The 24,950-nt window shown below is 41.8% G+C and carries 22 protein-coding genes; 18 read left to right on the top strand and 4 right to left on the bottom strand.

Going from position 1 to position 24,950, the window contains the following annotated elements; genetic code table 11:
* Positions 1-149: 149 nt before the first annotated feature.
* Positions 150-290 carry an anti-repressor SinI family protein gene (locus AOQ70_RS15645; RefSeq protein WP_008345506.1) on the bottom strand — a complete coding sequence of 47 codons (141 nt, stop codon included), beginning with the start codon at positions 288-290 and terminating at the stop codon, positions 150-152.
* Positions 291-697: 407 nt separating this feature from the next.
* Between AOQ70_RS15645 and AOQ70_RS15640 the strand changes: the two genes are divergently transcribed.
* Both AOQ70_RS15640 and AOQ70_RS15635 read left to right on the top strand, forming a co-directional pair.
* Positions 698-1,129: a GtrA family protein gene (locus tag AOQ70_RS15640; protein ID WP_039182392.1), complete on the top strand. Its 432-nt coding sequence runs from the start codon at positions 698-700 to the stop codon at positions 1,127-1,129.
* 27 nt (positions 1,130-1,156) lie between these two features.
* A complete protein-coding gene (locus AOQ70_RS15635) occupies positions 1,157-1,414 on the top strand; it encodes a hypothetical protein (protein ID WP_039182389.1) in 258 nt (85 codons plus the stop codon).
* 34 nt (positions 1,415-1,448) lie between these two features.
* Here AOQ70_RS15635 and AOQ70_RS15630 read toward each other — a convergent pair whose 3' ends face one another.
* The gene (locus AOQ70_RS15630) at positions 1,449-2,294 is read right to left on the bottom strand and encodes an AraC family transcriptional regulator (protein WP_059377217.1); all 846 of its coding nucleotides are present in this window, start codon (positions 2,292-2,294) and stop codon (positions 1,449-1,451) included.
* Between the two features lie 181 nt (positions 2,295-2,475).
* Here AOQ70_RS15630 and AOQ70_RS15625 point away from each other — a divergent pair, with 181 nt between their 5' ends.
* From AOQ70_RS15625 to qoxD, 8 genes are all read left to right on the top strand, one after another.
* Entirely contained in the window at positions 2,476-3,657 is a 1,182-nt protein-coding gene (locus tag AOQ70_RS15625; protein WP_059377294.1) for a galactokinase, read from the top strand.
* Positions 3,657-4,649 (top strand): UDP-glucose 4-epimerase GalE, encoded by a 993-nt coding sequence (gene galE / locus AOQ70_RS15620; protein ID WP_058838477.1) that lies wholly within the window; start codon positions 3,657-3,659, stop codon positions 4,647-4,649. The genes AOQ70_RS15625 and galE overlap by 1 nt, the downstream gene beginning before the upstream one ends.
* A 35-nt stretch (positions 4,650-4,684) precedes the next feature.
* Positions 4,685-6,196 (top strand): UDP-glucose--hexose-1-phosphate uridylyltransferase, encoded by a 1,512-nt coding sequence (gene galT, locus AOQ70_RS15615; protein ID WP_059377214.1) that lies wholly within the window; start codon positions 4,685-4,687, stop codon positions 6,194-6,196.
* A gap of 12 nt (positions 6,197-6,208) precedes the next feature.
* The gene (locus AOQ70_RS15610) at positions 6,209-7,291 is read left to right on the top strand and encodes a M24 family metallopeptidase (protein WP_059377210.1); all 1,083 of its coding nucleotides are present in this window, start codon (positions 6,209-6,211) and stop codon (positions 7,289-7,291) included.
* Positions 7,292-7,808: 517 nt separating this feature from the next.
* Positions 7,809-8,765, top strand: a complete 957-nt coding sequence (gene qoxA, locus AOQ70_RS15605) for a cytochrome aa3 quinol oxidase subunit II (protein ID WP_099663814.1) — start codon at positions 7,809-7,811, stop codon at positions 8,763-8,765.
* A gap of 27 nt (positions 8,766-8,792) precedes the next feature.
* Positions 8,793-10,751 (top strand): cytochrome aa3 quinol oxidase subunit I, encoded by a 1,959-nt coding sequence (gene qoxB / locus AOQ70_RS15600; protein WP_007497822.1) that lies wholly within the window; start codon positions 8,793-8,795, stop codon positions 10,749-10,751.
* Positions 10,751-11,368, top strand: coding sequence for a cytochrome aa3 quinol oxidase subunit III (qoxC, locus tag AOQ70_RS15595; RefSeq protein ID WP_039182371.1), 618 nt, complete (start codon positions 10,751-10,753; stop codon positions 11,366-11,368). The genes qoxB and qoxC overlap by 1 nt, the downstream gene beginning before the upstream one ends.
* A 1-nt stretch (position 11,369) precedes the next feature.
* Complete coding sequence (gene qoxD / locus AOQ70_RS15590) at positions 11,370-11,750, top strand: cytochrome aa3 quinol oxidase subunit IV (RefSeq protein WP_007497818.1); 381 nt, start codon at positions 11,370-11,372, stop codon at positions 11,748-11,750.
* Between the two features lie 77 nt (positions 11,751-11,827).
* On the opposite strand, the gene AOQ70_RS15585 is transcribed toward qoxD, so the two are convergent.
* On the bottom strand, positions 11,828-12,091 hold the full coding sequence (locus AOQ70_RS15585; protein WP_008345491.1) for a spore morphogenesis/germination protein YwcE: 264 nt from the start codon (positions 12,089-12,091) through the stop codon (positions 11,828-11,830).
* A gap of 475 nt (positions 12,092-12,566) precedes the next feature.
* Here AOQ70_RS15585 and AOQ70_RS15580 point away from each other — a divergent pair, with 475 nt between their 5' ends.
* The 3 genes from AOQ70_RS15580 (at position 12,567) to AOQ70_RS15570 (ending at position 15,700) form a co-directional block, all read left to right on the top strand.
* Complete coding sequence (locus tag AOQ70_RS15580; RefSeq protein ID WP_059377207.1) at positions 12,567-13,781, top strand: FtsW/RodA/SpoVE family cell cycle protein; 1,215 nt, start codon at positions 12,567-12,569, stop codon at positions 13,779-13,781.
* A gap of 111 nt (positions 13,782-13,892) precedes the next feature.
* Complete coding sequence (gene nfsA / locus AOQ70_RS15575; RefSeq protein WP_058838481.1) at positions 13,893-14,642, top strand: oxygen-insensitive NADPH nitroreductase; 750 nt, start codon at positions 13,893-13,895, stop codon at positions 14,640-14,642.
* Positions 14,643-14,695: 53 nt separating this feature from the next.
* A complete protein-coding gene (locus AOQ70_RS15570) occupies positions 14,696-15,700 on the top strand; it encodes an LLM class flavin-dependent oxidoreductase (protein WP_059377204.1) in 1,005 nt (334 codons plus the stop codon).
* A gap of 320 nt (positions 15,701-16,020) precedes the next feature.
* Here AOQ70_RS15570 and AOQ70_RS15565 read toward each other — a convergent pair whose 3' ends face one another.
* On the bottom strand, positions 16,021-18,447 hold the full coding sequence (locus AOQ70_RS15565; RefSeq protein ID WP_058838483.1) for a S8 family peptidase: 2,427 nt from the start codon (positions 18,445-18,447) through the stop codon (positions 16,021-16,023).
* A 500-nt stretch (positions 18,448-18,947) separates the two neighbouring features.
* On the opposite strand from AOQ70_RS15565, the gene AOQ70_RS15560 reads away from it, so the two are divergent.
* The 5 genes from AOQ70_RS15560 to AOQ70_RS15540 form a co-directional block, all read left to right on the top strand.
* Complete coding sequence (locus tag AOQ70_RS15560; RefSeq protein ID WP_059377200.1) at positions 18,948-19,226, top strand: hypothetical protein; 279 nt, start codon at positions 18,948-18,950, stop codon at positions 19,224-19,226.
* 52 nt (positions 19,227-19,278) lie between these two features.
* Positions 19,279-20,112: a PRD domain-containing protein gene (locus tag AOQ70_RS15555; protein ID WP_039182354.1), complete on the top strand. Its 834-nt coding sequence runs from the start codon at positions 19,279-19,281 to the stop codon at positions 20,110-20,112.
* Positions 20,113-20,368: 256 nt separating this feature from the next.
* Complete coding sequence (locus tag AOQ70_RS15550; protein ID WP_059377197.1) at positions 20,369-21,757, top strand: sucrose-specific PTS transporter subunit IIBC; 1,389 nt, start codon at positions 20,369-20,371, stop codon at positions 21,755-21,757.
* Positions 21,758-21,776: 19 nt separating this feature from the next.
* Positions 21,777-23,234: a glycoside hydrolase family 32 protein gene (locus tag AOQ70_RS15545; RefSeq protein WP_059377195.1), complete on the top strand. Its 1,458-nt coding sequence runs from the start codon at positions 21,777-21,779 to the stop codon at positions 23,232-23,234.
* A gap of 727 nt (positions 23,235-23,961) precedes the next feature.
* On the top strand, positions 23,962-24,950 hold a 989-nt coding region (locus tag AOQ70_RS15540), incomplete at its 3' end, for an amidohydrolase family protein (protein ID WP_059377193.1).

Raw genomic sequence — 24,950 nt, 5'->3', positions numbered from 1 at the left:
AAGACAGAACCCCATTGAGTGAAGGGATTGGTATGGAGAGGTGTTCAATTATTGTAGCGTATCGTCATGAAAGGATTTTCAAAAGGTCAATTGACAGGTCAGAACTTTTAGCCAAAGCAGTCTGAAAGACAAAGGATAACGGCGTTGATTTACGGTTTGTTTATCATCTTCTGATCACCGTTGGATGTTAAAAAAGCTTGTATTTCTTCGATGCCTAGTCCAATTTTTTTCGCTTCCTGAATCAAATAAACCCACTCTTCGTCAACTCTTCTTTTCACTTGCGTATCCATAATATCCTCCAGTTCAATAAGACATATTCACTGCAACCAATGACTTGAACAAACCGTCTAGTAACTGTACGTGTGGTTGAAAACAGCACAAAATAAATTTTGTCGAAAAATGATGACATTTAACCTATTTTGTAAAATCTATCACCTACCACGTCCCTAAAAAAATGACTAAAAAACCCATAAATATTGAAATCTTACTTCTAATAATAAACAATTGTTATGTCAGTTGAAAGATTATAAATTAAAATAATGAAAAAGACCTAAAACATTTGACTCATATAAACCAATTGTGTTGACATTTGCCATCGAGTAGAACAAATTTCATCTTTGCAGGACGTACATATTGTTCGTTTGGGAAGTTCTTCTTAAGATGGTATTCTAAAAGAAACAGAAACCAGCAAAAAGGAATGAAGAAAGACATGTATAGCCTTTTTCAAAAGTATCGAGAAGTTGTCATGTATCTTGTGATGGGTGTGTGTACAACCATTGTCAATATCGTCAGCTTCTATTTATTCGTTGAGATGTTTTCCATGGATTACAAAACAGCTACGGTTGTTTCATGGGTATTTGCTGTTCTCTTTGCTTATATCACCAATAAGAAGTATGTCTTCAAGCAAAAGGCTCGTGACACAAAAAGCCTCATGCGTGAGCTTTCTTCATTTTTTAGTGTCCGTCTCATGTCTCTAGGTGTAGATCTGGGGCTGATGATTTTATTTGTGAGCCAAATGGCGCTCAATGAAACCGTCGCAAAAATTCTCGTCAACTTTGTGATTGTGGTGGTCAATTATGTCGCCAGTAAATGGTTCGTCTTCAAGAAAACAAAAGAAGATGCGATTTAACACATAAAAAAAGATAGGTGATGTGAAATGAGCAGCAGGTCAGACGACTTATATGATGCCATATATCAACAAACAGAAAAGCAGCATGAACAAGTGCTGAGGCTAGTCAAAGAAATGACCGCACATCCAGAAGCGTTTTCGGAACAAGAAAAGGAAAAGATCAACCGAATGGACATTGCGCTTCAAACGGCAACGGACATTTTAGAAAACTTAATGACCCCTGATACGCAAATGACCATTGTTTTAAGACAAGGGAGAATTCATGTTGACCTGTCAAAAGCGTAAAAGAAGCAGCCAATGATAAAGCGGCTGCTTTTTATTATGCATCGCTTGTTTCCCGCAGTTGCTTTGGAGACATGCCGATTTTCTTTCGAAAGACTTTATTCAAGTAATTCGCATTTCGGTAGCCGCACTGTATGGCAATTTCTTCAATCGAGTATTTCGTTGTTTTTAGTAATGTTTCCGCCTTCTCTAACCGGATATTGGTTAAGTAGTGAATTGGTGTGAAGCCAGTGGCCTTTTTGAATTCCCTCGTAAAATGACTTTTGGATAAACGTGCCGCAGCTGCCATATCGTCTGGGCCAATTTCCTCGTGAAAATGATGGCTGGCAAACAAGGCCGCTTGAACGATGGGCTCAGGCCATTTCTCCATTTGTCCCTCAAGCTTTGGCAAATATGAATACAGTTCCATGACAAATTGATAAGCAAGGCTAGACCCCTCAAATGGATTGGTAATCCGTCTTTCACTGGCTTCATCATAAATTTTCTTCAGCAGGCGGATCGGTTTGGAATTAGGATGAAAACGCATGACCTGCTTTCCTTGGTCTATAAATTGGTCAAAGCAAAGATCGCAGGCGTCCCCATAAAGCGTCAAATAGAGAAATTCCCAATGCTCACTGTCTTCTGGAAAATAATATTGATAGGCACTTGGGCTTTTCACAAGAAAGGCCTGCCCTGGCAAGACTTTGAACCGCTTCTGTCCGATTTCAATCATGCCGTGTCCAGACAGTGTGAGCTGAAAGATGCACTTGCCCTGATCCTTCCGCTCCACGCCATTCCAGCTGTATAACGAAGATGATTGAACCTCCCAGCCAACAGACCATATTTGTGCCGGCAATGTAACATCAGAATGGTGAAAACGAAATGCAAATGCTTCCTTCTTCAAATTGGAAAACCTCCTTCACAGCAAAAAACAACCTTTTTCTATTTTGAATCATAGTACACCTCATATCACATCGTACCATTCACAGCAAAAAAAGGGTATTTTTTAACGATTTTTTTACCATTGAACTTACGCAGTTCAGGCAACTAAAATAAGAGTATCAGAAGAGAAAAGGGGAATGGATATGATCGATATGTTACGCACAGCATTTCACCAGCAATTTGGGGATAGAGAAGAAGAACTTCGCTATTTTTTTGCCCCAGGAAGAGTGAACCTGATTGGTGAACATACAGATTACAATGGAGGTCATGTATTCCCTTGTGCGCTCACTCTCGGTACATATGCAGCATGTGCCAAGCGGTCAGATGGCCGCGTGAGAATGTATTCCTTGAACTTTGATGGCGATGGTGTGAAAGAATTCGACCTTTTTGAAATCGCTTACTTGGAGTCAGACGGCTGGGCGAATTATCCGAAGGGCGTGTTCCATCAGTTTATCGAAGCAGGGATGAAGATAGAAGAAGGCTTTGACATTGTATACGGCGGCAATATTCCCAATGGCGCAGGGCTGTCTTCCTCTGCCTCCATCGAGCTTGTCACCGCTGTCTTTATCAATGAATGGCATTCATTCGGCGTTTCAAGTGCCCGTCTTGCCCTCCTTTCGCAGCGTGCAGAAAATGAATTTATTGGCGTCAATTGCGGCATTATGGATCAGTTTTCAATCGCTCTTGGAAAAGAAGATCACGCCATCTTGCTTAATTGCGATACCCTTGATTTTGAATACAGTCCGTTTCGGCAAGAGGGGCTGGCGCTTGTCATTGCCAATACAAACAAAAAGCGGACACTGGCAGACTCCAAATACAATGAACGCCGGTCAGAGTGTCAATCAGCCTTAAACGATTTGCGAAAAGAAATCGATCTAGTCCACTTATGTGAGCTCACGGCTGATGAATTTGCCGAGCATGCCCACTTGATTCAGGATGAAACATGCCGCAAACGTGCAAGGCACGTGGTGACAGAAAACGACCGAACCATAAAAGCAGTCAAATTTCTGAAAGATGATAAAATGGAAGAAATAGGTGCGCTTATGAAGGCATCTCATCTCTCTTTAAAGAATGATTATGAAGTGACTGGATTTGAACTGGATACTCTGGCAGAAGCCGCTTGGCTCCATCCTGGAACGATTGGCTCCCGTATGACGGGCGCGGGTTTTGGCGGCTGCACGATCAGTATTGTGAAAGAAAAGCAGCTGGCATCATTTATAGAAGAAACGGGTGCGATTTATCAAGAGAAGACAGGTATTGAAGCCTCTTTTTACACAGCTGGAATTGGAGGCGGCGCAAGAGAACTCACGAAGGAGGAAGTGTAATGACGATTTTAGTGTGCGGGGGAGCAGGGTACATTGGCAGTCATGCTGTAGCGGCTCTATTAGCGAAAGGTGAACAAGTAGTAGTAGTGGATAATTTGCAGACAGGCCACAAAGAAGCTGTTTTGGAGGGAGCTGTTTTAGAAGAGGGAGATTTACGAGATCAAGATTTTTTGAGACAGGTTTTCAAAACGCATCAAATAGAAGCGGTTATGCACTTTGCCGCAGATTCACTTGTAGGTGAGAGTGTAACAAACCCGCTAAAGTACTATGACAACAACGTTGGGGGAGCAACAGCTTTACTTCAGGTGATGAATGAATTTGATGTGAAACACATCGTTTTCTCTTCAACCGCAGCTGCGTATGGTGAACCAAAGCGTGTGCCGATCGTTGAAACGGATGAGACGAACCCAACCAATCCTTATGGAGAAACAAAACTTGCGATTGAAAAAATGCTGAAGTGGTCTGAGCAGGCATATGGAATGAAATACGTCGTGCTTCGCTACTTTAATGTAGCTGGTGCTCATACAGAAGGACTTGTCGGAGAGGATCATCAGCCTGAGACACACCTCATTCCGATCATTCTGCAAGTGGCTTTAGGAAAACGAGATCAGATCATGATTTACGGTGATGATTATGAGACAGAGGACGGCACGTGTATTAGAGATTACATTCATGTCATGGATTTAGTAGAGGCGCACATCTTAGCAGTTGATCGTCTGCGTGCTGGAAAAGGAAGTGCAACATATAACTTAGGGAATGGCACAGGTTTCTCCGTGAAGCAGGTAGTAGATGCTGTAAGAAACGTCACGGGGCATGCGATTCCAGCACAGGTGGCTAACAGACGCGCGGGAGATCCAGCAAAGCTGATTGCTTCTTCTGAAAAAGCGCTGCAAGAATTAGGGTGGACACCTCAATATGCTGACCTTCACACCATTATTCAAAGTGCGTGGGATTGGTTCCAGAAGCATCCAGACGGTTACCAGAGTAAATAACGCGTAACAGGCAGGCAAGAGAGGGGACAAAGAGAATGGCGGTAGATATTTTTGAAAAACTGGAACAGCTGATTCAATACGGAGTTAATCAAGAGCTGATTACACCACTAGATATCGATTATACGAGAAATCGGCTGCTTGAGGTGCTTGGGCTGGATGAAGCTGAGGCAAGAACAGTCTCAGGGGATGCGGAACTTGAAGACATCTTAATGCCAATACTGGATTGGGCAGTAGAGACTGGCAATATCCCTGAGGGGACGGATACGTATCGCGATTTACTAGATGCGAAAATCATGGGATGCTTGGTGGCGCCTCCAAGTGTCATCTACGCGAAGTTTGAAGAGAAACGCCAGCATGAAGGGCCAGAGGCGGCTACAAGCTGGTTCTATGAAATGCAGCAGCACGCACACTATATTCATACTGGCAGAATCGCCAAAAATGTGCAGTGGTTTACACCAACAGATGATGGCGAGCTGGAGATCACAATTAATCTATCGAAGCCGGAAAAGGACCCAAAAGCAATCGCTGAAGCCAAAAAACTTAGTCAAAAGCAATATCCTCTTTGTCTGCTTTGTAAAGAAAACGTTGGGTTTGGGGGACGGATCAACCATCCAGCGAGACAGAATCACCGGATTATTCCTGTGACACTCACAGATGAATCTTGGTTTCTACAATTTTCACCTTATGTGTACTACAACGAGCACTGCATTGTGTTCAAAGGCGAACATGAGCCGATGAGTATCACCAAAAAGACCTTTGAACGATTGCTTTCTTTCATATATATATACCCGCATTATTTCATCGGATCGAACGCCGACCTTCCGATTGTCGGGGGCAGTATATTAAGTCATGACCATTTTCAGGGCGGTGCGCATGAATTTCCGATGGCGAAGGCGAAGCTTGAAGATGCTTTTTCTCTGAGTGCCTTTCCGAATGTGAGGGCCGGGATTGTGAAATGGCCGATGTCTGTGATCCGCCTTCGAAGCAGCGATAGGCAGATGCTTGCAGACGCCGCTGACTTTATCTTAAACGAGTGGAAAATGTATTCAGATGAAGAAGTGGAGCTGCTAGCTCATACAGGAGAGACGCCGCATAATACCATTACACCAATTGCACGCCGACATGGAGATGACTATGAATTAGATCTAGTGCTGCGTAATAATCGTACAAACAAGCAGCACCCGGACGGAATTTTCCATCCGCATGAAGAAGTCCATCATATTAAAAAAGAGAATATCGGATTAATTGAAGTGATGGGTCTTGCAGTTCTTCCTGGTAGATTAGCAGAGGAATTAAACCAATTAAAAGAAGCGCTGTTATCCCAAAACCCCCTTGAAGAAATCAAAGCCCGTTCTGCTATCACGAAACACGAAGCATGGGCAAAGCGTCTGCTTGAAGAGAACACCTTTACAGAGGAGAATACAGAAGCCATTTTACAAAAAGAAGTCGGCATGATTTTTTCTCGAATTCTCTCACAGGCGGGTGTGTTTAAAAGAACCGAGCAAGGGAAAACAGCTTTTAAACGTTTCATTCATACACTCATATAGGCAGGTGATTAGATGATTGAACAAGTAAGAACAATAATGGAAGAAAAACAGCTCGACGGTGTCTTAATTCACAAGCGAAATAACTTCTCCTGGCTGACAGGAGGAAGAAGAAATCATATCGTGTTAAATACACCAGAGGGCGTGTGCAAGCTGCTTGTGTTAAAAGACGACATCGTCCTCATTGTGAATCAAATGGAAGAAAAGCGGATCATTGAAGAAGAGATGGCGTATATCGATCACCCATTTCAAGTGGTGACGATGGATTGGTTTGAGGATGATACGGCACACATTCAAACACTCACAAAAGACAAACGAATCGGGTCAGACATTCAAATGGCTGGATTCGAATGGGTTGAGCCGGATTTGTCGCAAGTTCGATCCATTCTTTCTGCATCACAGCTCCGCCAATATGAAACACTTTGTCATGAAACAGCGGTCATTGTAGAGAGTGTCTGTAAAGAAATCGTTCCAGGACAGACGGAGCACGAAATCGCTTCTTTAGCGGCTCAAAAAGCGATCGCGCAGGGAATGACGATTGAAGTGCTGCTTGTAGCAACAGATGACCGGATTCATCAATACCGTCATCCAATTCCAACAGACAAAAAACTTCAAAAGCATGCGCTTGTTGTCCTTTGTGCTGAACGGCATGGACTCGTGGCGAATGTCACAAGGTCTGTTTACTTCGGTCAGCTTCCACAGGAGCTTGAAGAGAACAAAGAGCGGCTTGCACGAATTGACACGGTCATGAATGCCGCTACGCGCCCCGGTAAGACTTTGGGAGACGTGTTGAAAGCAGGTATCGCTCAGTATGAAAAAGAAGGCTTCCCTGATAGCTGGAAAAAGCTTCATCAAGGAGGAAAAACGGGCTTTGTATCTAGAGAAATGATTGCAGTGCCTTCATCGAAGGAAGAAATTCAGCTGCAGCAAGTGTTTACATGGAACCCTTCATTGCCTGGTTTGAAATCAGAGGATACGATGGTCGTAGAGAAAGAGGGGAACCGCTTTTTAACCTATACAGGCAAGTGGACATACATTGACGTTGAACATGAAGGGGACATCTATAGGCGCCCTGATATTTTAGTAAGAGATGAATAATTGCAGAATGCCGGCGCTAAGCCGGTTTTTTGCTGGAAGTCATTAAGTGGGATTCCACATATTCAACATGATTACCAATTCTTACAGCGTATAGTCAGAGGATCGATACTTTCTTTTCTTATCAACTTGCGTTAAAATAAGTAAGGTTTTTGTTAAATGTGGGGATACCTATTTTGAAATTGTTTACCTAGATAAAATTTCATTAAGTTAAATTGAAATTTGACCAAACTTTTTTATTGTGGTAAACCTAAATTTGACAAAGTTCTTGATTGTTTGTCCTTTGCCTTCAACTCTCAACTTTTCAAAATCCTAGAAATTTATTGTGTGTGCAATAATATAAATTTATGTCGAATTTATGACATTTTAAAAGAAATCTGTTGAAAAATAAATGAACTTTTGAAAAAAGGGAAGCTAACTCTAACAGATTTTGATAGCATTACAAAGGGAAGAAAAGTTTTCGAAGGCAGATGGCTTTTCACAATTATTCAGCAATTTATACATTATCTAAGGAAGGATGGTGATCTTCTTGTTCAGAGCCATTAAACCTATGCTTTTATTAGCGATGCTCGTGAGTGTTTTTGTATTAGGAGGTTGCAGCAATATCGCTGTTTTAGATCCTAAAGGACCAGTCGCAGCACAACAAAAAGACTTAATCCTTTTATCGATCGGATTTATGCTCTTTATCGTTGGTGCGGTATTTGTAATGTTTACCATCATTTTGGTTAAATACCGTGAGCGTAAGGACGTTGGAAACGCCTCTTATAACCCAGAACTACACGGGAACACGCTTCTAGAAGTTGTCTGGACAGTGATCCCAATATTAATCGTTGCTGCCCTTTCAGTTCCAACTGTAAAAACAATTTACTCTTTGGAAGAGGCACCTCAAGCAACAAGCCATAAAGATCCTCTTGTCGTTTATGCGACAGCTGTTGATTGGAAATGGATCTTTAGCTATCCAGAGGAAAATATTGAGACAGTGAACTACTTAAACATTCCAAAAGATCAGCCGGTTTTATTCAAAATCACTTCCGCTGATACAATGGCATCACTATGGATTCCTCAGCTAGGCGGGGAGAAGTATGCGATGGCTGGAATGGAGATGGAACAATACCTTCAAGCTGATCAAGTTGGCACATATCAAGGAAGAAACGCCAATTTCACAGGCGAGGGCTTTGCTCAGCAAAAATTCAAAGTCAATGCGATGACGCAGTCTGACTATGATAAATGGGTAAATAAAACAAAGAAAGAAGCACCGAAGTTAACGAAGAAAACGTATGACTACTTGATGCTTCCTGATGCTGCAGATGTGCAGACATTCTCATCAACACATTTATCCTTTGCGAAGCACGGAGAGGATTCTGAATATGCACTCCAAGCACGCAAACGTTTAGGTTACCAAGCAGTTTCTCCGCATTCCAAGACAGATCCTTTCGAGAATGTGAAGAACTATAAAAGAAAATTAGAAACAGAATAAACTGACTAAGGAAAGGAGGAGGCCGTTATGCATTTAAAATGGGATGAGTTTTTTGTAACTGGAGACCCATTAATTCTTGGTGCGCAAATTTCTATCGCTCTTACCTCCATTGCCATCGTGTTTGTTTTAACCTACTTTAAAAAGTGGAAATGGCTCTGGAAAGAATGGCTGACATCAGTTGATCATAAAAAGCTTGGTATCATGTATATCCTTGCTGCTGTGATTATGTTCTTCCGCGGTGGGGTAGACGGACTGATGATGCGCGCGCAGCTGGCGCTTCCTAATAATACGTTTTTAGATTCAAACCACTATAATGAAATCTTTACAACGCATGGTACGATCATGATTCTATTCATGGCGATGCCATTTTTAATTGGTTTAATCAACGTCGTTGTTCCTCTTCAAATTGGTGCACGTGACGTTGCATTCCCTTATTTGAACAACCTTAGCTTCTGGACATTCATGGTAGGAGCAATGCTGTTCAACATTTCCTTCGTTATTGGAGGATCACCAAGTGCAGGCTGGACGAGTTACATGCCGCTCGCCGGAAATGATTTCTCACCAGGACCTGGACAGAACTACTACTTGCTCGGGCTCCAAATTGCAGGTATTGGTACACTTATGACAGGTATTAACTTCATGGTGACCATCTTAAAAATGCGTACAAAAGGTATGACACTTATGCGTATGCCAATGTTTACATGGACAACATTGATTACGTCTGTCATCATCGTTTTTGCATTCCCTGTACTAACAGTTGCTTTAGCACTTATGACATTTGATCGTTTATTCGGTTCTGCATTCTTTACACTCGAAGCAGGCGGTATGCCGATGCTTTGGGCGAACCTATTCTGGATTTGGGGACATCCTGAGGTATATATTGTTATCCTGCCGGCTTTCGGTATTTTCTCAGAAATTTTTGCGACGTTCTCAAGAAAGCAGTTGTTTGGTTACAAAGCGATGGTTGTCTCGATTGTGGCAATCTCTGTTCTTAGTTTCCTTGTGTGGGTTCACCACTTCTTTACAATGGGGAACAGTGCAGCGGTTAACTCATTCTTCTCGATTACAACAATGGCGATTTCTGTACCAACAGGTGTGAAAATCTTTAACTGGCTCTTTACGATGTATCGAGGCCGTATCAGCTTTACATCACCAATGCTTTGGGCACTTGGTTTCATCCCGAATTTCGTAATCGGTGGTGTAACTGGGGTTATGCTTGCGATGGCAGCTGCGGATTATCAGTACCATAACACGTACTTCCTTGTATCCCACTTCCACTATGTATTAATCGCAGGTACTGTATTTGCTTGTTTTGCTGGTCTTGTTTTCTGGTATCCAAAAATGTTTGGTTACAAGTTAAACGAAAGAATCGGCAAATGGTTCTTCTGGGTATTCATGATCGGATTTAACATCTGTTTCTTCCCGCAGTACTTCTTAGGACTGCAAGGAATGCCAAGACGTATTTATACGTATGGACCAGAAGATGGCTGGACTGCACTAAACTTTATTTCAACAATTGGTGCATTTATGATGGGTATCGGATTCATCATCCTTTGCTACAACATTTACTACAGCTGGAGACACGCAAAACGTGAAGTGTCTGGAGACAGCTGGGGAGAAGGACGTACACTTGACTGGGCGACATCTTCTGCAATTCCGCCGCATTATAACTTTGCAGCACTTCCAGAAGTGACAACACCAGATGCATTCCATCATTGGAAGCAAAACAATGTAGACGTTCATCCTGAAAAAGAATTCAAGAAAATTCACATGCCGCACAATTCAGGCAGACCGTTGATCATGTCTGCATTCTTTGGACTTGGTGCATTCGGTCTTGTATTTGAATGGTACTGGATTGGCGTTATTGGCTTAATCGGTGTATTCGCAACGATGATTTTACGTTCATTCGAATATGACGATGGCTACTATATTCCTGTTGAAGAAGTAATCGAAACAGAGAAAAAGAATAAGGAGGCGCAGAAGTAATGGGACATAATGATAGCAGCTATGCAAATGCACCGCTTGAATATCGCTCTGAAACCGGACGTTTAAACATCCTTGGTTTCTGGATATTCCTTGGCGCGGAAATCGTGTTATTCTCAACACTTTTTGCGACCTACTTTGTTCTACATGGCAGAACAGCTGGTGGCGTTTTACCAGCTGAGCTGTTTGATATGAAGCTTGTATTGATCATGACATTCCTGCTATTGGTTAGTTCATTTACATGTGGGATTGCCGTTCATGAAATGCGCCGTGGAAGTACAAAAGGGGTTGTCATCTGGACGATTCTCACACTGCTTCTAGGTGCAGGCTTCGTTGGATTTGAGATTTTTGAGTTCTTCCATTATGTACATGAGGGTGCGAGCATCCATACAAGTGCGTACTGGTCTGCATTCTTTGTACTCTTAGGAACTCACGGACTACACGTATCGATCGGTATCTTCTGGATTACCGGAATCTTGTTCCAAATTAAAAAACGTGGATTAACTCCACAAACAGCAGCGAAGATTTTCATCTCAAGTCTATACTGGCATTTCCTTGATGTTGTATGGATTTTCATCTTCACAGCTGTTTACTTGATCGGATTAGGGGGGCTTTTGTGATATGGCTGGAAAAACACATTCCTCAGCAGAGCACGAACACTTCCCTTGGAAACACGTAGTTGGCTTCATTCTATCCATTGTGCTGACAATCTTAGCATTCTGGATTGCCATTGGAGCTGAAATTGGCAGTTCCGCAAAACTATGGATTATCTTTGGTTTTGCGTTCATTCAAGCATTCTTGCAGCTGTTTATGTTTATGCACATGACAGAGAGCGAGAACGGAACTGTTCAAGTCGGAAATACTTTGTTTGGTCTGTTCTGTGCGATTATCTTCGTCATCGGATCTGTTTGGATCTTTGCGGCTCACTACAGCCACGGAGAGAACAGTAAAGACGGTTATTCACCGTCTGCACCAAAGCAGTCTGAGCATTCAGAGAAATAATAAAAAAACCACTCATCTCTTAAAGGTGAGTGGTTTTTATCATAATGGTGATAACGCTTCCAATAGTTGGGCGATATCTATCTGCTGCTGAATCTTTTGCGAATGAATGGAAGTCCGTAGATGAGGAACGCTGCAATGTGAGCCAAAATCACGTTAATGGCAAAGAATGCGATCATGAAGGTATGTCCTGCTGGAGATAAACTGCTTGTCATGTAAAGACCGAAGAAAATCCACATAATCATAATGGGTGGAATAGATGCTAATGCAATCTTTCTGTTTTCCAGCCATAAAAACAGGGGTGTAGCCGTTGCAATACATAGGTACGCAAAGAACATATCCATCGTATCCAACTCCTTTGTAAGTTGATGTTCAAATCAAATGAGAGGTCAGGATGCAATTGTGTCTGTTTTTAGGAGATATTGTGAACATTTTGTTACAGGTATTATACCACAATTGACTTTGAAGTAAACGTAATAATTGGAAAATGGGCCTTATTCCATACAAAATGGTTTTATTCCTCATTCCTCAGTGCAGCTATCTCATCTGATGTTTACTTGTCATATCGCCACATAGGTCATTGAATTTTCCCCTTAAAATCTGTAAAATAAACTTTTTAAAGGACTTGAGATCGGTTGAATGAAAAGTGTATAGAGGAATTTTTTCCTATTGTTAGGATGAAAAGTATTTCATTTTTTGAAAATTGAATGGAACCTTTCGGATGTATCTTCCGTCATATTTAAAGTGAGTTGATTTTGTGAAAATTTCAATCTAATATAAATAAGGGCTTTTATGTTTTGTAATAAGGGTGGTTAGTTCATGAACAAGCAGAATACATCTCCTTACTATCAAGGAGATTTGATTTTTATATTTTTAGCCTTCTTTGCCATCAGTGTCATTGCGATTTATGCTGCGGGTCAATTTGGGCAGTATGGATCTAATGCATGGACAAGGCAGATCATATACTATATGGTCGGAGTTATATGTATTGTTGCTATTAATTATTTTGACTTAGAGCAATTAGAGAAACTGAGCTTATATATATTTATAGGCGGCATTATGCTGTTAATTCTTCTTAAAGTCGCTCCTGCACAAATTGGGGGTCATGATTTTGCTCCTACTATAAATGGTGCAAAAAGTTGGTTTGTTCTTCCAGGTGTTGGAACATTTCAGCCTTCAGAGTTTATGAAAATAGGTCTGATCATGATGTTGGCTTCTGTGATTGGTAAAGCAACACCTAAAGAAAGACGGCGATTAGAAGACGACATTCATCTATTATTAAAAATTGCTGGAGTTTCAATAGTCCCAGTAGGCTTAATTTTCTTGCAGGATGCAGGTACTGCTGCTGTTTGTATGTTTATTGTAATGGTAATGATTTTTTTGTCTGGAGTTAATTGGAAGATAATCTCGTTGATTGGTTCTGTTGTTGTACTCTTAATAATCACGGTTCTTTCTGTAGTTTTATTATTTCCGGATTTCGCTAAAGAAAGTCTTGGGGTTAAGCCATATCAAATTAATAGGATAACTGCTTGGATTCCAGATGGCTCTGCGAATTCTGAAGAAACTAAAATACAAGATGCTACAAGTAGTGACAAATTTCAGGTTGATAGAGCTATTATGGCCATTGGTGCAGGGCAGATTTTTGGAAATGGTATTAAAAACTTAAAGGTCTATGTCCCAGAAGCACAAACGGATATGATTTTCTCCATTATAGGTGAAGCCTTTGGCTTTATCGGCTGTGCGTTTGTCGTGATCATGTACTTCTTCTTGATCTACCGGCTTGTCGTACTGATTGACCGAATACATCCTTATAGCCGATTTGCGTCATTCTTCTGCGTCGGATATACAGCCTTGATTGTGATCCATACGTTCCAGAACATTGGAATGAATATAGGCGTGATGCCTGTAACAGGGATTCCGCTCTTATTTATCAGCTTTGGAGGAAGCTCTGTCTTGTCCGTTCTCATTGGATTCGGGATCGCCTATAACGCAAGCGTTCAATTGACGAAATATCAAAGTTATTTATTTAAATAAAACGGGTAAGGGCAGTCTAAGTATAGGCTGTCTTTTTTTATTGCGAGTTTTAATTTTTGAAAAGCCCTATGTCTTTGTTTTATGATAGAAGAAGTCAAGGAGGTCTTCGAGTTGAACAAAACGATAGAAACCATATTAAATCATCGATCCATTCGTTCGTTTACAGACGAGCGTTTGACAGAAGAAGAGGTGCTGACACTGATCAAAAGTGCACAGGCTGCTTCAACATCAAGCTACGTACAGGCGTATAGTATTATTGGTGTAACAGATCAGGAGAAGAAGGCCAAGCTTGCTGAACTGGCTGGGAGTCAGCCTTACGTTGAGAAGAATGGGCATTTCTTTGTCTTCTGTGCAGACTTGAAACGCCATGATCATATTGCAAAAAAAGCAGGGAAGAATCATCAGGAGGCGCTTGAGAATACAGAAGCCTTTCTCATTAGCGTCATTGATGCGGCATTGGCTGCACAAAATGTCAGTGTTGCTGCAGAATCAATGGGACTTGGAATCTGCTATATTGGGGGACTGCGTAACCAGCTGAGAGAAGTCTCTGAAGTGCTTGAAACACCATCTTATGTGCTGCCGTTATTCGGTCTGGCTGTTGGCCATCCAGCTAATCAGTCGTCTCAAAAGGAACGGCTGCCAGTTGAACTCATATATCATGAAAATTCATATCAGCAAGATGAAGCGCATGTGGATCGTTATTTAAAAGAATACGACGATCGTATTTCCGCATATTATGAAGCAAGAACAAACGGCGAGAGAAAAGATACTTGGTCTGAGCAGATGCTGCGAGGCTTTAGCCAGCCAAAGCGTGCCTTCCTTGGAGAATTTGTGAAAGAGAAGGGCTTTAATCGAAAATAAATAAGACATCCCCCTTTCGCTTGAGAGAGGGGGATTTCTGTAAGAGGTGCAGCATGATGAAATTAAGTATACTGGATCAATCTCCTTTGATAGGAGGTGCTACGCCTGCTGAGGCTTTGAAGCAGACGGTTGAACTGGCGAAGCAGGCGGAAAAGTGGGGTTATCACCGTTTTTGGGTATCAGAGCATCATTTTTCAAATCGGCTTGCAGGATCAAGTCCAGAGGTGCTTCTCGGCCATTTATCAGCCGTTACGTCGCATATACGCATTGGCTCGGGCGGCGTCATGCTTCCCCACTATAGCGCCTATAAAGTAGCAGAGAACTTCAGGGTTCTCGAAGCGCTGGCTCCTGGCAGAATTGATCTTGGGATTGGACGTGCCCCTGGTGGTATGCCCATTTCATCTATTGCCCTTCATCATGGGGAGCGAAAGCGTTTAGGTGATCAATATCCTGAGCAAGTAGAAGAGTTGAAGGTGTATTTACACGATCTAGCGGATGAATTTTACCCGCTGCCTCATTTGACTGCTTCTCCGAAGGTCGAGACCGCGCCAGAAGTTTGGATGCTCGGTTCCTCTGGAGGGAGTGCAAGGCTTGCGGCGAAAGCAGGTGCAGGCTACACGTTTGCTCTTTTTATTAATGGTGAAGGCGGAGAAGATTCTGTAGAGCAATATATCAATCGGTTTGAACCTTCAGTATTCGGTGATAAGCCGCGTGTCAGTCTGGCAGTCTTTGTTTTATGTGCTGAAACAGAGGAGCAGGCAGAAAAACTGGCTGTCAGCTTAGATTTATCTTTACTTGCCAATGAACAGGGGCTGAAGCTTGAGGGTTTTCCTTCATTTGAAGAGGCACAGGTGTATTCTTACAGTCCATATGAACAAAAACGAGTGGCTGCCAATCGTCAAAGGATGGTTGTTGGAACACCAGCATCTGTGAAAAAGCAGCTGACCACTCTCGCCAAGGCTTATCGGACAGATGAATTGATTGCTGTGACCATCACACATCACATGCAAGACCGGCTCACATCGTATCGTTTATTAAAAGAAGCCTTTGATGCATAACGTATGTATATTTATCGTCCACGCAGCCAGTAAAAGGGGAAAAGCAGCATCAGAGTGAGGAAGAAGGCGGCTGACACCAGCAGGCTGAGCGGGTAGATACAGGAAGCATAAACAGTCAGCTCGCATGCTTGATGAAAAGGACGAGGCTGCTTCGTATGTAAAAAAGTTAGTAAATAAACCAAGGTGATCGTCAGAAAAAAAGCAGTAAAAAAAGAAAAGATCCATAGCCATATCAACATGAGTTTCTCTTTCCTCCATATATGATCGAAAAGCCTTGATGAGCTTATCCGCTCATACAAGGCTTTTCTTGTGATTCACATTTATTCAGGGTAAATTTCGAAAGGTTCCTTCGTTTGTACGGTATCTGATTTTCCTTTCAAACTTGCATACGCAAGCATTGTATACTCACCAGCTTCAAGCTTCTGGCCTTGATTGATCGTACCATTCCATTTTACGCGATGCTCTCCTTTATCAACATGTTGATAAACACCAGCTTCACCTAAATACTCTCCATCTGTCGAGTAGACAAGGAATGCAAGGTTCTCAGCACCGCCAGGCAGGTAGCTGCTGATGACATAGCTTCCAGCACGGTTGTCAGGCTCTACGGAAACAGAAGTGACGCGCGGATAATCTGGCTCTTTCACAATCAATAAAGTAGGGATTTCCGTGACCTTTCTGCCATTTTCGCGAATGGTTATGCTGCCTTGGTACGTCCCTTTTTTGGTTTTTCCGTAATTCACCTGCACTGCGGAAGTAAAGGATCCAGTGGAATTCCCTTTGACGGTGATTTTTTTCGTTCCGTTTGTACTAATGCCGCTGCCATTGAATTTGTAATCAATGGTATACGTTTTCGGTGCTTTTGAAAGGTTTTCTACCTTGAATTTCTTCGTTTTGATTTGAACGCCTTTTTCCTTTAAGAAAGTGCCGTAAGAATAGCTCGCATCAGAAACGATAGAAGACGCTTGAAGTGATTCCATGATTCGAACGCTGCCTGTTCCTTGTGTGTTATGAGGGAATGGGCTGCCATTTGCGTCAAACAGTTTTTCTGCTGTATTCATCAGTAATGCTTTGATTTGTCCAGTTGAGTACGATGGTTTTGCTTGTTTGATGATCGCTGCAACTCCTGCCACATGTGGAGATGCCATACTTGTTCCTTGCTTAGAACCGTATCCGTAAGGCTGAGAAGGATCATGCGTTGGGATCGTACTCACAATGCTGACGCCGGGTGCTGATAGATCAGGCTTAATCATCCACGTATCCACAACAGGTCCGCGGGACGAGAAGTCAGCGACTTGCTCACTAAGTTCTTTGACAAATTGAATGGAGAAAGCCGTTGTATTGTTTCCAGCCTCAATGGCTTTCACAAGCGCTGTTCCTTCAGCTTTTGACAGCTTAATTGTAGGAAGTGCGAGACCTGGTACATCGACTGGGATTTCTCCATCGGTATTGTTATACATCACAACGCCGATTGCACCAGCTGCTTTTGCATTGTCGACTTTATCCACAAAAGCAATGGCACCACGTTCAATCACGGCCACCTTTCCTTTAACATCGATGTCTTCAAAGGCCTTTTCGTCACCGATTCCAGCTTGGACGAGTGTGACTTGTTTTTGGTCAAGCGCTTTTAAATCACTCTCTTGGTAGTAGCCCATGACTTTTGCAGTGGAATAGTTCGGGAATTTCACATTGTAAAGGCTGTACGGAAGCTGAGTTGCTCCGACAGAAATGGCATCTCTTGATGTGCCAGGTGAACCGACTGTCCAGTTGTTCGGACCGCTGTTTCCATTGGATGTAACAGCGACAACGTCTTCAGACATGGCCCAATCGAGAGCGATGCTCGTTGCATAATCAGGGTTATTGACACTGTTTCCAAGAGAGAGGTTCATGACATCTGCTCCGTCAGTAACCGCCCGGTCGATGCCTGCAAGAACGTTCTCAGTTGTTCCAGATCCACCTGGTCCAAGTACACGGTATGCAAGAAGTGTGGCATCCTTTGCGACACCTTTAATTTGTCCATTTGCCGCGATCGTTCCTGCGACGTGTGTGCCGTGATCTGTGGATTCACCTCTAGGATCTCCTTTAGGTGTCTCTTGCGGAGAATAATCATTATCAACAAAATCATAGCCTTTGTATAAACCGAAGTTTCCTTTTAAATCAGGGTGGGTATAGTCTACTCCAGTATCAATGACTGCGACTTTGACCCCTTTTCCAGAATAGCCGGCATCCCATGCTTTTGGTGCACCGATAAATGGAGCGCTCTTATCCATAAGCGGGGAGACATCTTCGTTTGGAAGCTGGATGCTTTCCTTTTTCACTTCATCGGTTTTATATGTAACATCCGGATAAACAGCTTTTACTCCATCAACTGCGAGCAGCTTCGGGATTTCGTTTGCAGGAAGTTTCATAGAGAAACCAGAGAAGACTTTTTCGTATTCTTGACGAACACTCGCTTTATCTACCTCTTTGAGTGCTGCGTTCTTTACTTTTGTTCGAGATTTTTTGAGGGAGGCTTTTGTTTGTGCTTCGCCGTCTTGCTTAGCTTCAACTAAGGATTTTTCCTTTAATTCAACAATGACAGTGGTTTGTTTTTTCGAGTTGACATTGATTTCACCGAAGATTTCTGCTTTTTCTAGTTCCACCTTTTTGTTAGATGGAGCAGCAGCAGCCTGTTGACCGGTAAAGAATGTGGATAAAATAAAAATAGTGGAGAACAATAGAACAGAAGAACGAGATATGACCTTTTTCATTAATTTTCCCCTTTCTAGCTGTGTTTTTAGGGAGATAGCCTTTCTTTTTGTGGATAAATAGGAAAGATTCACTGCCCGTTATTAAGTATTCAATATGTTGAAAACAATTCCTTTACTAAAATGGTCTTATTTTACATAGTTACAAAGAACTATTTTGTTTATAAAGTCACACTTATTCACAAATGTCTGTTGATAACTCGATTATTAAGATACATATATGGAAAATAAAAAATTTACATACACAAAATCTAGTGAGAGGGTGTTGATATGTGGATAAACCCTGTTGATAAGGTGTGCTTATCTTTGGGATAGCGTGTGCATAAAATTTTCAATGAAACATCTAGGCACATGATGATCTTCTGCACTTTTCAACAAAACTTCTGAAAACTAGTTTGTTTTTTCACCCAGATTGTGACAAACCTCTCTTTTTTCTCGGGATATGATAGGAGCAGTTGTTTTGATAGAGTTGCTAGATTCTAAGAAAAGCGGAGGGATGTTCAGTGAAGAAATTAAAAAGCTGGTTGAGCCTATGGTTTGGTTTCATGATGAATGTGCTTGTGAACCCTGGTGTGATGATGAAGCAGCAAGGGTTTCAGGTGGCCGCGGCGGATGCCGGATTCTTTCAAGTAGTGAAAGAGAGAGAGCTGGAAAAGCTGGCAGAAGAACATAAGAAGAAATGCAGGACAGAGAAGCGGATGACTCAAAGTCTGATGATGCTTGAAGAGAAGACGATGCGAGAGGCGCGTGCTGGTCCGCTCTTACCTTTACAGAAAAAGTGAAACAGGGTAAAATCCCACATAAGAAATGTTATCTGCTGGGAGAGGATACCCCTTGAAGATATATAAAATATTGAATAACAACGCAGTGGTTGTAAAGGAGGGCGATCAGGAGAAAATTGTGATGGGACCCGGAATTGCTTTTCAGAAGGGGAAAAATGACGTCGTTCCTCTTCAAAAAATAGAGAAAATCTTTGTTGTGCGTGAAGAAAATGAGAAATTCAAACAAATTCTTGCCACATTGCCAGAAGCGCATATTGAGGTGGCAGAGCATATCATCAGTTATGCAGAAGGTAAACTTATGATGCCGCTCAGTGATCACATCCACATATCACTGACTGATCATTTGTCCTTCGCCATTGAACGCCTTCAAAAAGGCATTGTGTTATATAATAAATTGCTTGGTGAGATCAAAGTCTTATATAAGCAGGAATATGAGATTGGAAAGTATGCTATTCGTTATGTAAAGGAGCGGCTTGGGGTCGAACTGCCGGACGATGAGGCAGGATATGTGGCACTTCATATTCATACGGCCAAAATGAATACGGAGTCCATGAAAAAGACCGTAAAATATACAACGATGATCAAAGAAATGATCGAGCATATTGAAAGCTATTTTCAGCATTCAATTGATGAGGATAGTATTTCCTATCAGCGGCTTGTGACACATTTGAGGTATGCATTAGGCAGGTTGGAATCGAATGAGGCATTTCAAATCATGGACGATGACATGCTGATTTTTATCCAAACAAAGTATGATACGGCTTACCGGTGTGCACTTGGACTCGCTGATTTGTTAAAAGATGAATATGGACTTCATCTCCCTGAATCGGAGATCGGCTACATCACGCTGCATGTCCAGCGTCTGCAGGAAGCCGAATTGGTTTAAAATGATCGTGCCTGCATGCAGGCTTTTTTTTATGCACACTACTCTTATTAGTGTATATGGGTCATTGGATTTGAAAAAAGAGGTTGACGCATGTCACAGTCTTATACTATGATGAAAGCGTCATCAAAATTTGATATCGCGGGATTGTGACTGTCAGGCAGGCAAGACCTAAAATTTGCGTAACGAGGGGACGTGTATGTCCTTTGCTCGTTGGTGAATTTTAGGTCTTTTTTGCTTTAAAAAAGGAGGAGACATCATGGATTATCAAAAAACAGCCAAAGAATTAACAAGTCTGTTAGGCGGCAAGGAAAATGTCATCAGTGCCACACATTGTGCAACAAGACTCAGATTGGTGGTGAATAATGAGGATTTGATTGACAAAGAGGCCATTGAAGAACTTGAAGGAGTGAAGGGGGCTTTCTCGAGTTCAGGGCAATTTCAGGTCATTTTCGGAACGGGATCTGTCAACAAAGTGTATGAACCATTTGCTCGTGAGACTGGTCTCGAGACAGGCGACGAGAAACAAAAGCCTGTCAGCCATGATGAAGCAGTGAAACAAAAAATGAATCCACTTGCGCGTTTTGCAAAGACGTTATCGAATATTTTTGTACCGATCATTCCAGCAATTGTGGCAAGCGGTTTATTAATGGGTCTCTTAGGTATGATGAAAGCCTTCAAATGGGCTGACCCAAGCTCTGCGGTCTTCCAAATGCTTGATATGTTCTCGAGTGCAGCCTTTATCATTTTGCCGATTTTAATTGGGGTCAGTGCAGCGAAAGAGTTTGGCGGAAATCCGTATTTAGGAGCCGTCATTGGGGGAATTATGATTCACCCGAATCTGCTTAATCCGTGGGGATTGACGGAAGCAAAACCAGAATATATGCATTTATTCAATGTTGATATTGCTCTTCTTGGTTACCAAGGGACGGTTATTCCAGTGTTATTGACCGTATATATCATGTGTCTTGTTGAGAAGAATTTAAGAAAAGTGGTTCCGAACAGTATTGATTTACTTGTGACCCCATTTGTGACGGTGATTGTAACTGGATTTGTGACGTTTATTGCAGTTGGACCGCTTGGAAGAATGCTTGGTACAGGAATTTCGAATGCGCTGACGTTTATTTATGACCATGCAGGGTTCTTAGCAGGACTCATTTTCGGCGGTGCTTACTCTTTAATTGTGCTCACAGGGGTTCACCATAGCTTCCATGCGATAGAGGCAGGATTGCTGAATGATATTGGACGTAACTATTTGCTGCCAATTTGGGCAATGTCCAATGTCGCGCAAGGCGGGGCAGGATTGGCTGTCTTTTTCTTAGCCAAGCGTGCAAAAACAAAAGAAATTGCCCTTCCTGCTGCCTTCTCTGCTTTTTTAGGAATTACCGAGCCTGTCATATTCGGTGTAAACCTCCGCTACCGTAAACCATTTATTGCGGCGATGATCGGGGGCGCATTGGGCGGGGCATTTGTCGTTTTCACGAAGGTAGCCGCCAATGCTTATGGTTTAACAGGCATTCCGATGATTGCGATTGCAGCACCATTCGGTGTTCAAAATGTGGTCAATTATGTAATTGGTATGTTAATCGCTGTTGCTGTTTCATTTATTCTCACCATCATTTTTAAAGTTAAAGAAGTCGAAAAATAATCAAGGGGTGGTCACAGACATGACAACAACTGACGCAGCACTTCGTCAAAAGATAGCAGAACGTATTCGAAACTATGAGCATTTGGTTAAAAAGGATGTGTACCGGCAGCAATTTCATTTAATGCCGCCAGTCGGTCTTTTAAATGATCCGAATGGGCTGATTCAGTGGAAAGGAATTTATCATGTTTTTTATCAGTGGCAGCCATTCAAAACGGGACATGGAGCAAAATTCTGGGGTCATTACACATCGACAGATCTAGTGAATTGGCATCACGAAGAAGCCGCTCTTGCCCCAAGTGATTGGTTTGATCAAAACGGCTGTTATTCTGGCAGTGCATTTATAGACGATGGGCAGATGCATGTGATGTACACTGGAAACGTTCGGGATGAACAAGGGAACCGTGAGACGTATCAATGTTTAGCTGTTTCAGAGGATGGCATTCACTTTCAGAAAAAAGGTGTCGTGGCAACGCTGCCGGAAGGTTTCACTGCCCATTTTAGAGATCCAAAGGTATGGAAGAGGAATGGACAGTGGTACATGGTTCTTGGTGCACAAAGTTTAGACCTGAAAGGACACCTTGTTTTGTTTACCTCTGATACGTTAGAGAAGTGGACGTTTCAAGGCACAATTGCAGGCAGTGGAAAGAATGGTTTAGACAATTTCGGCTATATGTGGGAATGTCCAGACCTGTTTGAGTTAGACGGCCGAGATGTATTGATTGTATCACCGCAAGGGCTCAAGCCGGATGGTTTAAAATATCACAATACCCATCAATCAGGTTATTTTGTTGGGAGATTGGATGATCATACTTATCAATATACGCATGGAGCGTTTGAGGAGCTGGATCGAGGCTTTGACTTCTACGCCCAGCAAACCTTTCTAGACGAATCAGGCAGACGTCTTTTAATCGGGTGGATGGGGGCGCCTGATCAAGGAGAAGAGCATCATCCGACGATTTCTTATCAATGGATACACTGCCTCACGATCCCGAGAGAGCTCCGTTTAGATGATGACGGACATCTCATTCAAAAACCAGTAAGTGAACTTCAATCCATGCGGACCAATGAACAAGAGTATGTTTTTCATATTAAACGTTCTGTTCATTCTATCCCTGTAGATGATATTACGAGCGCAGAGGTATTCATTGATCAAATTGACACACAGAAAGGGTTTGAATGCTGTATCCGTGCAGCTGCACGGATCATCTATGATAAAGAGGAAGGGAAGCTGACATTAGAACGGGATCGATTTGAAGATCGATCAAAGGAAGTTCGTGAAGCGGTCATAGAGGAATTACACGACCTGCATATCTTTATTGATGCATCGTCGATTGAGATTTTTGTAAACGGAGGCCGAGAAGTTTTTACTGCACGTTACTTTCCTTCCCCGGGAAATAAATCAATCTCCATCAGTGGAAGAAATGAAACAAAGCTGACATTGAAGACATGGCATTTACAAAAAGAAGTAGGTCGTTGATCCGAACCCTACATGTGATGATTAATATGATGTGAAATTAAAAGTAACCAAAAACAGCACGTCATATAAAAAAGGGAGATTCAGAGCCGTCTGCACGATTGATAGAAAGGTGCAAGTAGAATACATTTCTCTATCAGATAAGCGAGGTGCGGAAAATTGGGTACCCCAATACCGCATCCTCATTTTATTCCACTGTCATAAGTGGAATTTTTATTTTCATTGTTTTTTTGCTTTTAGACCAATGGTAATCACAACGTCTATATATCCCTCGCCATCAATTCCATTATATTTCCGGAAAACGATCGTTTCCCATTTGCTTCACTGTTCGTTTTACTTTATCTGCTGTTCTTTATAAAAAGGTTTACTTTATTAAGTATGAGTGATAACATACATTTAAATTGTTGGTAATAAAAATTACTTTTATATAAAAAATAGTAATTTTTATTACGTAAGATAAATCACAAAAATTTTTCGAGGTGCGTGATAATCCTTTGGGGATAGGGGTTGCGTCATTCATTTTATTTTTGAAAGCGCTATCTTATTGGTTTGTGTATGGAAATGAACCACTTAGTTGATTGTTCCACTATCCAAAAAGAAGAGAAGTGTATATTGGTCAGTGATTTAGCACAGTGGTTGGATGTTATCAAGGCATGTAAAGAAGATGCTATTGTCAATAATTAAATAAACGAATCTATTATATCAATATGAAGTTAAGGGGTGTATTTGCATGGGAGTATGGAATTTTAAAGGCGGTTCTATTTGGTCAGAAAAGGGATTCATTCCAAATAAGTCTACAAGAATAACAGTTACTCATGAGGATGATAGGGATATTCATTTATCTGAATCTAGCGTAATTGTACCAGGACTAGTCGATTTTCATTGTCATTTATGGGCACCTGGAGCGGAGATTGGTGTGAAAGATAAACAATATCTCTCCTCAGGAGTAACGACAGTTGGGGACGCAGGTACTTTTGGCTATGACGGATGGGAGGAAGCAAATCGTTATTGGGAAAAGAGCCCATTAACAGTTCGTTCTTGGTTATCAGCCTTACCAGAAGGGCTAACCAATCATCCCAACCCTAACCCAACCAAGCCAGAAAGTATTTCGTTGGATCGAATTGTTGAAGTTGCATCTTTAGCTGATGATCGTTTATTAGGAATTAAGATTCGCTTAGGTCAGGTAGATATAACGACTGACCGGTCTTTATTACGCTTAGCAAGAGAAGCAGCCGATCGAACTGATTTACGAATGATGGTTCATTTAACTGAAACTAAACTAGATATTGAAGAGGTAACACAATATTTTAATAAAGGGGACATTCTCACTCATCCATTTCAAGGAAGGGATGGAAACGTGTTAAATACTGCCGGGAAGGTAAAAAAAGAATTTCTAGCTGCAGTAGAAAGAGGGATAGTATTAGATATCGGTCACGGTAGAAAACACTTTAATTGGAATGTTTTTTATAAATGCTTAGCTGAGGGAATTAAACCAGATACGATCAGTTCAGATTTAACAAGCGCGTCATGGAGAAAACACCCTGTTTATAACATGAGCTACATCATTTCTAAAATGATTGTAGGTGGACTGTCTCTAGATGAAGCTTTTAGAACCGTTCTGGTAACAGCTCCTAAATTGTTAGGAATTGACGATTTTACTTTTACTCCAAATAACCTTGTGGTTCTGGATTCTACTTCTACTGAGACTGCCAAGGCTAC

Source organism: Bacillus sp. AM 13(2015) (assembly GCF_001518755.1).
Lineage (GTDB): Bacteria > Bacillota > Bacilli > Bacillales > Bacillaceae > Bacillus > Bacillus safensis.
Note: the sequence above shows the minus strand (reverse complement) of the source record. Positions and strands in the feature narration are given on the sequence as shown.

Excerpts from the sequence above, each read along its gene's own strand:
- AOQ70_RS15645 (WP_008345506.1), bottom strand. The coding sequence starts at position 290 with ATGGATACGCAAGTGAAAAGAAGAGTTGACGAAGAGTGGGTTTATTTG.
- AOQ70_RS15640 (WP_039182392.1), top strand. The coding sequence starts at position 698 with ATGAAGAAAGACATGTATAGCCTTTTTCAAAAGTATCGAGAAGTTGTC.
- AOQ70_RS15635 (WP_039182389.1), top strand. The coding sequence starts at position 1,157 with ATGAGCAGCAGGTCAGACGACTTATATGATGCCATATATCAACAAACA.
- AOQ70_RS15625 (WP_059377294.1), top strand. The coding sequence starts at position 2,476 with ATGATCGATATGTTACGCACAGCATTTCACCAGCAATTTGGGGATAGA.
- galE (WP_058838477.1), top strand. The coding sequence starts at position 3,657 with ATGACGATTTTAGTGTGCGGGGGAGCAGGGTACATTGGCAGTCATGCT.
- galT (WP_059377214.1), top strand. The coding sequence starts at position 4,685 with ATGGCGGTAGATATTTTTGAAAAACTGGAACAGCTGATTCAATACGGA.
- AOQ70_RS15610 (WP_059377210.1), top strand. The coding sequence starts at position 6,209 with ATGATTGAACAAGTAAGAACAATAATGGAAGAAAAACAGCTCGACGGT.
- qoxB (WP_007497822.1), top strand. The coding sequence starts at position 8,793 with ATGCATTTAAAATGGGATGAGTTTTTTGTAACTGGAGACCCATTAATT.
- qoxC (WP_039182371.1), top strand. The coding sequence starts at position 10,751 with ATGGGACATAATGATAGCAGCTATGCAAATGCACCGCTTGAATATCGC.
- qoxD (WP_007497818.1), top strand. The coding sequence starts at position 11,370 with ATGGCTGGAAAAACACATTCCTCAGCAGAGCACGAACACTTCCCTTGG.
- AOQ70_RS15585 (WP_008345491.1), bottom strand. The coding sequence starts at position 12,091 with ATGGATATGTTCTTTGCGTACCTATGTATTGCAACGGCTACACCCCTG.
- AOQ70_RS15580 (WP_059377207.1), top strand. The coding sequence starts at position 12,567 with ATGAACAAGCAGAATACATCTCCTTACTATCAAGGAGATTTGATTTTT.
- AOQ70_RS15570 (WP_059377204.1), top strand. The coding sequence starts at position 14,696 with ATGATGAAATTAAGTATACTGGATCAATCTCCTTTGATAGGAGGTGCT.
- AOQ70_RS15565 (WP_058838483.1), bottom strand. The coding sequence starts at position 18,447 with ATGAAAAAGGTCATATCTCGTTCTTCTGTTCTATTGTTCTCCACTATT.
- AOQ70_RS15550 (WP_059377197.1), top strand. The coding sequence starts at position 20,369 with ATGGATTATCAAAAAACAGCCAAAGAATTAACAAGTCTGTTAGGCGGC.
- AOQ70_RS15545 (WP_059377195.1), top strand. The coding sequence starts at position 21,777 with ATGACAACAACTGACGCAGCACTTCGTCAAAAGATAGCAGAACGTATT.